The sequence below is a fragment of the Curtobacterium sp. NPDC098951 genome (genome assembly GCF_044759965.1).
Lineage (GTDB): Bacteria > Actinomycetota > Actinomycetes > Actinomycetales > Microbacteriaceae > Curtobacterium.
The window spans coordinates 952,788-958,887 of record NZ_JBIWAG010000001.1 but is presented as its reverse complement, the minus strand read 5'-3'; the positions used below and the strand labels follow the sequence as shown (position 1 = coordinate 958,887).

Genomic DNA, 6,100 nt, shown 5'->3' with positions numbered 1-6,100 from the left:
ACGCCGCTCCCCACCCGTTGCGTGTGGGGGGCGGGGCCCGCCCTTTCGCCGGGTGGGGGGGGCCCCCCCGGGGGGGGGGGGGGGGGCCCCCGGCCCCCCCCCCCCCTCCCGTCCTTCAGGTGATGACGACTACTTCGCGTCGGCCTCGACGGCCTCCTTCGGCTCGCCCGTCGGGGTGAGCCCGCGCTCCTGGCGGCGCTTCGACACCACGAGCGAGGCCACCGTGGCGACCGCGATGGTCAGCATGATGAAGCCCAGCGAGAACCAGATCGGGATCTCGGGGGCCCACTCGATGTGCTCGCCGCCGTTGATGAACGGCAGCTCGTTGACGTGCATGGCGTGGAAGACGAGCTTGACGCCGATGAAGCCGAGGATGACCGCGAGGCCCTGGCCGAGGTAGATGAGGCGCTCGAGCAGCCCCGCGATGAGGAAGTACAGCTGTCGGAGACCCAGCAGCGAGAACGCGTTCGCGGTGAACACGATGAAGGCGTCCTGCGTCAGCCCGAAGATCGCGGGGATCGAGTCGAGCGCGAACAGCACGTCGGTGAGGCCGATGGCGACCATCACGAGCAGCATCGGGGTGAAGAGGCGCTTGCCGTCGACGCGGGCCGTCAGCTTGTCGCCGTGGTAGTCCTCGGTGGTCGGGATGACCTTGCGGAGCGTGCGGATGAGACGGGAGTCGCCCTCGTTGCCGTGGTCGTTGCCGCTCCGCGCCTGGGACCAGGCGAGCCAGAACAGCAGCGCACCGAACAGGTAGAACACCCACGAGAAGTTCTCGATGATCGTCACGCCGAGCGCGATGAACACACCGCGGGCGACGAGGGCGATCGCGACGCCCACCAGGAGCACCTTCTGCTGGTACTCCTTCGGCACGGCGAAGCTCGACATGATGATGAGGAAGACGAACAGGTTGTCGACCGACAGCGCCTTCTCGGTCAACCACCCGGCGAAGTACTCACCACCGGCCTGCCCGCCGCCGAAGACGAGGATGCCGACACCGAACAGGATCGCGAGCCCGACGTAGAACGCCGACCAGAACGCGGATTCCTTGATGTGCGGCACGTGCGGGGTCCGCACGTGCGAGAAGAAGTCGAACACCAGCAGGCCGAGGATGCCGGCGATGGTGAGGAGCCAGACGATGAGTGGGACGTCCACGGGTTTCCTTCAGGTCGGGGGCGCATCCGGTTGGTGGGTACGCCGAGGCCTGAAGGTCTCTTCCGCCGCGGTCCGCACGATGTGTCGACCACGACCGGCGCCCCGGGTCCGGATCGTTCCGGACCGTACTGACGGGGACACCGAGGAGGAATACTCCCCTTCGTGTTCCCGAGCGTACCGGGCACAGCGCACGTGCGCCGCGCTCTAAGCTGGGAACATGGCGAGTTCCTGGTCACTGTCCTCCCGGCTGCGCGGGCTGTTCCAGCGCAAGACGATCGACGAGACCACGTGGGAGGACCTCGAGACGGCACTCATCGGCGCGGACTTCGGTCCGGACATCGCCGATGAGATCATCGAGGACCTGCACGCGCGCGTCGACCGGTACGGCACGACCGACCCCGCGGACCTGCAGCGCATGCTCCGCGAGGTGCTCGAGGAACGGCTGTCGAAGCTCGACACGACGCTGAAGCTCAGCAACCGGCCCGCCGTCGTACTGGTCGTCGGGGTGAACGGCGTCGGCAAGACCACGACGATCGGCAAGTTCGCCAAGTTCCTGAAGACCTACGACCGCACCGTGCTCGTCGGCGCGGCCGACACCTTCCGAGCCGCCGCGGTGGAGCAGGTCGCGACCTGGGCGGCACGCGCCGGCGTCGACGTCGTCCGGCCGTCCCAGCCCGGGCAGGACCCGGCCTCCGTCGCCTACCAGACCGTCGAGAAGGCGATCCGCGACAGCACCGAGATCGTCGTCATCGACACCGCCGGCCGGCTGCACACCAAGGCCGGCCTCATGGACGAGCTGACGAAGATCAAGCGCGTCGTCGAGAAGCAGACCGAGATCGCCGAGGTGCTGCTCGTGCTCGACGCGACGACCGGGCAGAACGGGCTGGCCCAGGCGCAGGCGTTCATCGAGGGCGCCGGGGTCACCGGCCTCGTCATCACGAAGCTCGACGGGTCCGCGAAGGCCGGGTTCGTGCTCAGCGTGCAGGAGAAGACGGGCATCCCGATCAAGCTCATCGGTCAGGGCGAGGGCATCAACGACCTCACCGGGTTCACCCCGCACGTGTTCGTGCAGAACCTCGTCGGCTGACGGGCACCGTCTCGTCGGGTGCGCGACACCCGTCAGCGAACGCGAACGCCGCCGGGCGAGTAGCGTCCCTGTCGGCCCGGGCATCCGCTCGGTCTCGTTCCAGGGATTGGAGACCCTCATGCCCGCACTGCTGATCATCGCGATCATCGTCGGCCTCGTCCTGCTCTTCAGCGGCATCTTCGTCGGTGCGCTGAAGTTCCTGCTCTGGGTGGGCATCGTGCTCATCCTGCTGGCGGTCATCGGCTGGCTCCTCCGGAGCATCCGCGGTCGCGCGTAGCGACGGCGGCGCCCTGATCCGGGGCACCTGACGAGACGGGAGGCACGGTGCCAGCTGGCACCGTGCCTCCCGTTTCGTCCTGTGGTGCCGACCCGAGACTCGGCTGGGCGGACAGTTCCGCGGTCGGGCCGTCGCGAAGTCGTCCGCGGAGCCGAGTCTCGGCCCGCCGGCCGCCGGCCGCCGGCCGCCGGCCGCCGGCCGCCGGCCGCCGGTCGCCGGTCAGACGGCCTGTCGGCCGGGGGCCTCGTCGAGCAGGTGTGACAGGTGCGCGGGGACGGTGCCGCCGCGGGCGACCGTGGCCCGTGCCCAGAGTCGACCCGCCCGGTAGGACGACCGGACGAGCGGCCCGGCGAGCACGCCGGAGAACCCGATGTCCTCGGCGATCTCGCGGAGGTCGACGAACTCCTCCGGCTTCACCCACCGAGCGACGGGCAGGTGCCGCGGCGACGGCCGGAGGTACTGCGTGAGGGTGATGATGTCCGTGCCCGCCTCGTGGAGCTGCTCGAGCGCGTCGATGACCTCGTCGCGCTCCTCGCCCATGCCGAGGATGAGGTTCGACTTCGTGACGAGCCCCGCCTCGCGCCCCTGCGTGATGACGTCGAGGGAGCGCGCGAACGTGAACGCCGGCCGGATCCGCTTGAAGATCCGGGGGACCGTCTCGACGTTGTGGGCGAAGACCTCGGGGCGGGCGTCGAAGACCTGGCCGAGCTGGTCCGGGCGGCCGTTGAAGTCCGGCACGAGGATCTCGACGCCGGTGCCGGGGGAGTGCTCGTGGATCTGGCGGATCGTCTCGGCGTAGAGCCACGAGCCACCGTCGGGCAGGTCGTCCCGGGCGACCCCGGTGACCGTGGCGTACTTCAGGCCCATCGACACGACCGAGTCGGCGACCCGGCGGGGCTCGTCGCGGTCGAGTGGTTCGGGCTTGCCGGTGTCGATCTGGCAGAAGTCGCACCGCCGCGTGCACTGGGAGCCGCCGATGAGGAACGTGGCCTCGCGGTCCTCCCAGCACTCGAAGATGTTCGGGCAGCCGGCCTCCTGGCAGACGGTGTGGAGCTGCTGGTCGCGCACGAGCCCGGACAGCTCGCGGAACGCCGGACCCTGCGTCGCGCGGGTCTTGATCCACTCCGGCTTCGTCTCGATCGGCGTCGCGGCGTTCCGGGCCTCGACGCGGAGCATCCGGCGTCCTTCGGGGGCGAGGGTCATACGAGGGTCTCCTGTCGTCGGATGCGGTCGCCGCTGTGCATGCCGTCGACGGCCTCCTGGACCCGGCGCGCGACCCCGGGGGCGAGCTCGTCGACGGTGACCGGTCGGCCCGCGGCGGCGGTCAGCGTGGTGACGCCCGCGTCGGCGATGCCGCACGGGACGATCGCGGCGTACGGCTCGAGGCTGTTCGTGCAGTTGATCGCGATGCCGTGGCTCGTCACGCCCTCGGCGACGTGCAGCCCGATCGCGCCGACCTTGGCGTGCGGGACACCGGCCGGGCCGGGCACCCACGCGCCGCTGCGCCCCTCGACCCGCTCGGCGTGCACCCCGACCGACGCAGCGACGTCGACGATGACCTGCTCGAGGTCCCGCACCCAGGCGACGACGTCGAGGGGTGCGGCGAGCCGGACGATCGGGTACGCGACGAGCTGGCCCGGTCCGTGCCAGGTGATCCGGCCGCCGCGGTCCACCTCGACGACGGGGGAGCCGTCGGTCGGCAGGTCGGACGGTTCGGTGCGACGCCCGGCGGTGTACACGGACGGGTGCTCGCAGAGGACGATCGCCCCGGGGGAGCGGCCGGCGACGACGTCGGCGTGGAGGGACCGCTGCAGTGCGAGTCCCTCGGCGTGGTCCAGCAACCCGGACGGGCGCACGATGTCGAGTTCCGGCATGGGCGCCAGGCTACGACAGTTTCTGTACTCCGTCCAACAACGACACCGTCCGAGGGCGAGCGGGTGAGCGGGCGAGAGCGTCCGGGCGGGGCCTTGTAGAATCGACGGATCATGGCGCAATTCGGTTCACTCTCCGATCGGCTGACCGAGACCTTCCGCAACCTGCGGAGCAAGGGTCGGCTGACTCCGTCCGACGTCGACGGCACCGTCCGCGAGATCCGGCGGGCGCTCCTCGACGCCGACGTCGCGCTCGAGGTCGTCAAGGCGTTCACCGCAGCCGTCCGCGAGCGGGCCCTCTCCGACGAGGTCAACCGCGCGCTGAACCCGGCGCAGCAGGTCGTCCAGATCGTCAACGAGGAACTCGTCGGCATCCTCGGCGGCCAGCAGCGTCGCCTCGAGTTCGCGAAGCGTCCGCCGACGGTCATCATGCTCGCCGGCCTCCAGGGCGCCGGCAAGACCACGCTCGCCGGCAAGCTCGGCAAGTGGCTCAAGAAGGACGGCCACACGCCGATGCTCGTCGCGGCGGACCTCCAGCGTCCGAACGCCGTGCAGCAGCTGCAGGTCGTGGGCGAGCAGGCCGGCGTGCACGTCTTCGCGCCGGAGCCCGGCAACGGCGTCGGCGACCCGGTCAAGGTCGCGAAGAACGCCATCAAGGCCGCCGTCGACCAGCAGTACGACACCGTCATCGTGGACACCGCCGGTCGTCTCGGCGTCGACGCCGAGCTCATGAAGCAGGCCGCGAACATCCGCAAGGCCGTCGACCCCGACGAGGTCCTGTTCGTCATCGACGCGATGATCGGTCAGGACGCGGTCAACACCGCCCGGGCCTTCCAGGAAGGCGTCGACTTCACCGGCGTCGTCCTGTCGAAGCTCGACGGCGACGCCCGCGGTGGTGCGGCGCTGTCGGTCGCCAGCGTGACCGGGCGTCCGATCATGTTCGCCTCCACGGGTGAGGGGCTCGACGACTTCGAGCCGTTCCACCCCGACCGCATGGCGAGCCGGATCCTCGACCTCGGCGACATCCTCTCCCTCATCGAGCAGGCACAGGGCGCCTTCGACGAGGAAGAAGCACGCAAGGTCGCCGAGAAGATCGCGAGCGACTCGTTCACGCTCAACGACTTCCTCGAGCAGATGCAGCAGCTCCGCAAGGCCGGCTCGATCAAGGGCATGCTCGGCATGCTCCCCGGCGCCAAGGGCATGCGCGAGGCGCTCGACAACTTCGACGAGCGCGAGATCGTCCGCACCGAGGCGATCATCCAGTCGATGACCCCGCAGGAGCGCGAGCTGCCGAAGCTCCTCAACGGCTCCCGCCGCCTCCGCATCGCCAAGGGTGCTGGCTCCACCGTGACCGAGGTCAACGCCCTCGTGAACCGGTTCGAGCAGGCCGCGAAGATGATGAAGACCGTCGCCCGCGGAGGTGTCCCGCAGATGCCCGGCATGGGGCCGATCCCCGGCATGCACGGCGGCAAGAAGCAGCAGCAGGGCGGCAAGAAGAAGTCCAAGGTTGGCAACCCGGCGAAGCGCGCGGCGCTCGCCGCGGGTGCCGCCGCGGCACCGCAGCAGGCGCCGAAGGGGTCCGGTCTCGGACTCGGCGGCGGCAAGGGCGGCAAGGCGCCGACCGAGGAAGAGCTCGCGTCGCTGCAGAAGTTCCTGGGTCGGTAGCCGACCCCTGACGGACAGGAGGCGCGGTGCCGGCTGGCACCGCGC

6 protein-coding genes are annotated in these 6,100 nt (G+C 70.2%); 3 read left to right on the top strand and 3 right to left on the bottom strand.

All coding sequences use genetic code 11. The features are described from left to right. Positions 1–129: 129 nt before the first annotated feature. Positions 130–1,155 (bottom strand): TerC family protein, encoded by a 1,026-nt coding sequence (locus ACIQUC_RS04495; RefSeq protein WP_402263697.1) that lies wholly within the window; start codon positions 1,153–1,155, stop codon positions 130–132. 217 nt (positions 1,156–1,372) lie between these two features. Here ACIQUC_RS04495 and ftsY point away from each other — a divergent pair, with 217 nt between their 5' ends. Both ftsY and ACIQUC_RS04485 read left to right on the top strand, forming a co-directional pair. Continuing rightward, entirely contained in the window at positions 1,373–2,242 is an 870-nt protein-coding gene (gene ftsY, locus ACIQUC_RS04490; protein ID WP_022905235.1) for a signal recognition particle-docking protein FtsY, read from the top strand. A gap of 118 nt (positions 2,243–2,360) precedes the next feature. Beyond that, positions 2,361–2,519: a DUF4175 domain-containing protein gene (locus ACIQUC_RS04485; protein ID WP_137767577.1), complete on the top strand. Its 159-nt coding sequence runs from the start codon at positions 2,361–2,363 to the stop codon at positions 2,517–2,519. Positions 2,520–2,738: 219 nt separating this feature from the next. On the opposite strand, the gene lipA is transcribed toward ACIQUC_RS04485, so the two are convergent. Together lipA and lipB are read right to left on the bottom strand one after the other, a co-directional pair. Further along, positions 2,739–3,722, bottom strand: a complete 984-nt coding sequence (lipA, locus tag ACIQUC_RS04480) for a lipoyl synthase (protein WP_402263693.1) — start codon at positions 3,720–3,722, stop codon at positions 2,739–2,741. Beyond that, on the bottom strand, positions 3,719–4,393 hold the full coding sequence (gene lipB / locus ACIQUC_RS04475) for a lipoyl(octanoyl) transferase LipB (protein WP_402263690.1): 675 nt from the start codon (positions 4,391–4,393) through the stop codon (positions 3,719–3,721). Before lipB ends, lipA begins: the two co-directional genes overlap by 4 nt. A 111-nt stretch (positions 4,394–4,504) precedes the next feature. On the opposite strand from lipB, the gene ffh reads away from it, so the two are divergent. Continuing rightward, complete coding sequence (ffh, locus tag ACIQUC_RS04470; protein WP_022905829.1) at positions 4,505–6,055, top strand: signal recognition particle protein; 1,551 nt, start codon at positions 4,505–4,507, stop codon at positions 6,053–6,055. Positions 6,056–6,100: the final 45 nt, after the last annotated feature.

Excerpts from the sequence above, each read along its gene's own strand:
- ftsY (WP_022905235.1), top strand. The coding sequence starts at position 1,373 with ATGGCGAGTTCCTGGTCACTGTCCTCCCGGCTGCGCGGGCTGTTCCAG.
- ACIQUC_RS04485 (WP_137767577.1), top strand. The coding sequence starts at position 2,361 with ATGCCCGCACTGCTGATCATCGCGATCATCGTCGGCCTCGTCCTGCTC.
- lipA (WP_402263693.1), bottom strand. The coding sequence starts at position 3,722 with ATGACCCTCGCCCCCGAAGGACGCCGGATGCTCCGCGTCGAGGCCCGG.
- lipB (WP_402263690.1), bottom strand. The coding sequence starts at position 4,393 with ATGCCGGAACTCGACATCGTGCGCCCGTCCGGGTTGCTGGACCACGCC.
- ffh (WP_022905829.1), top strand. The coding sequence starts at position 4,505 with ATGGCGCAATTCGGTTCACTCTCCGATCGGCTGACCGAGACCTTCCGC.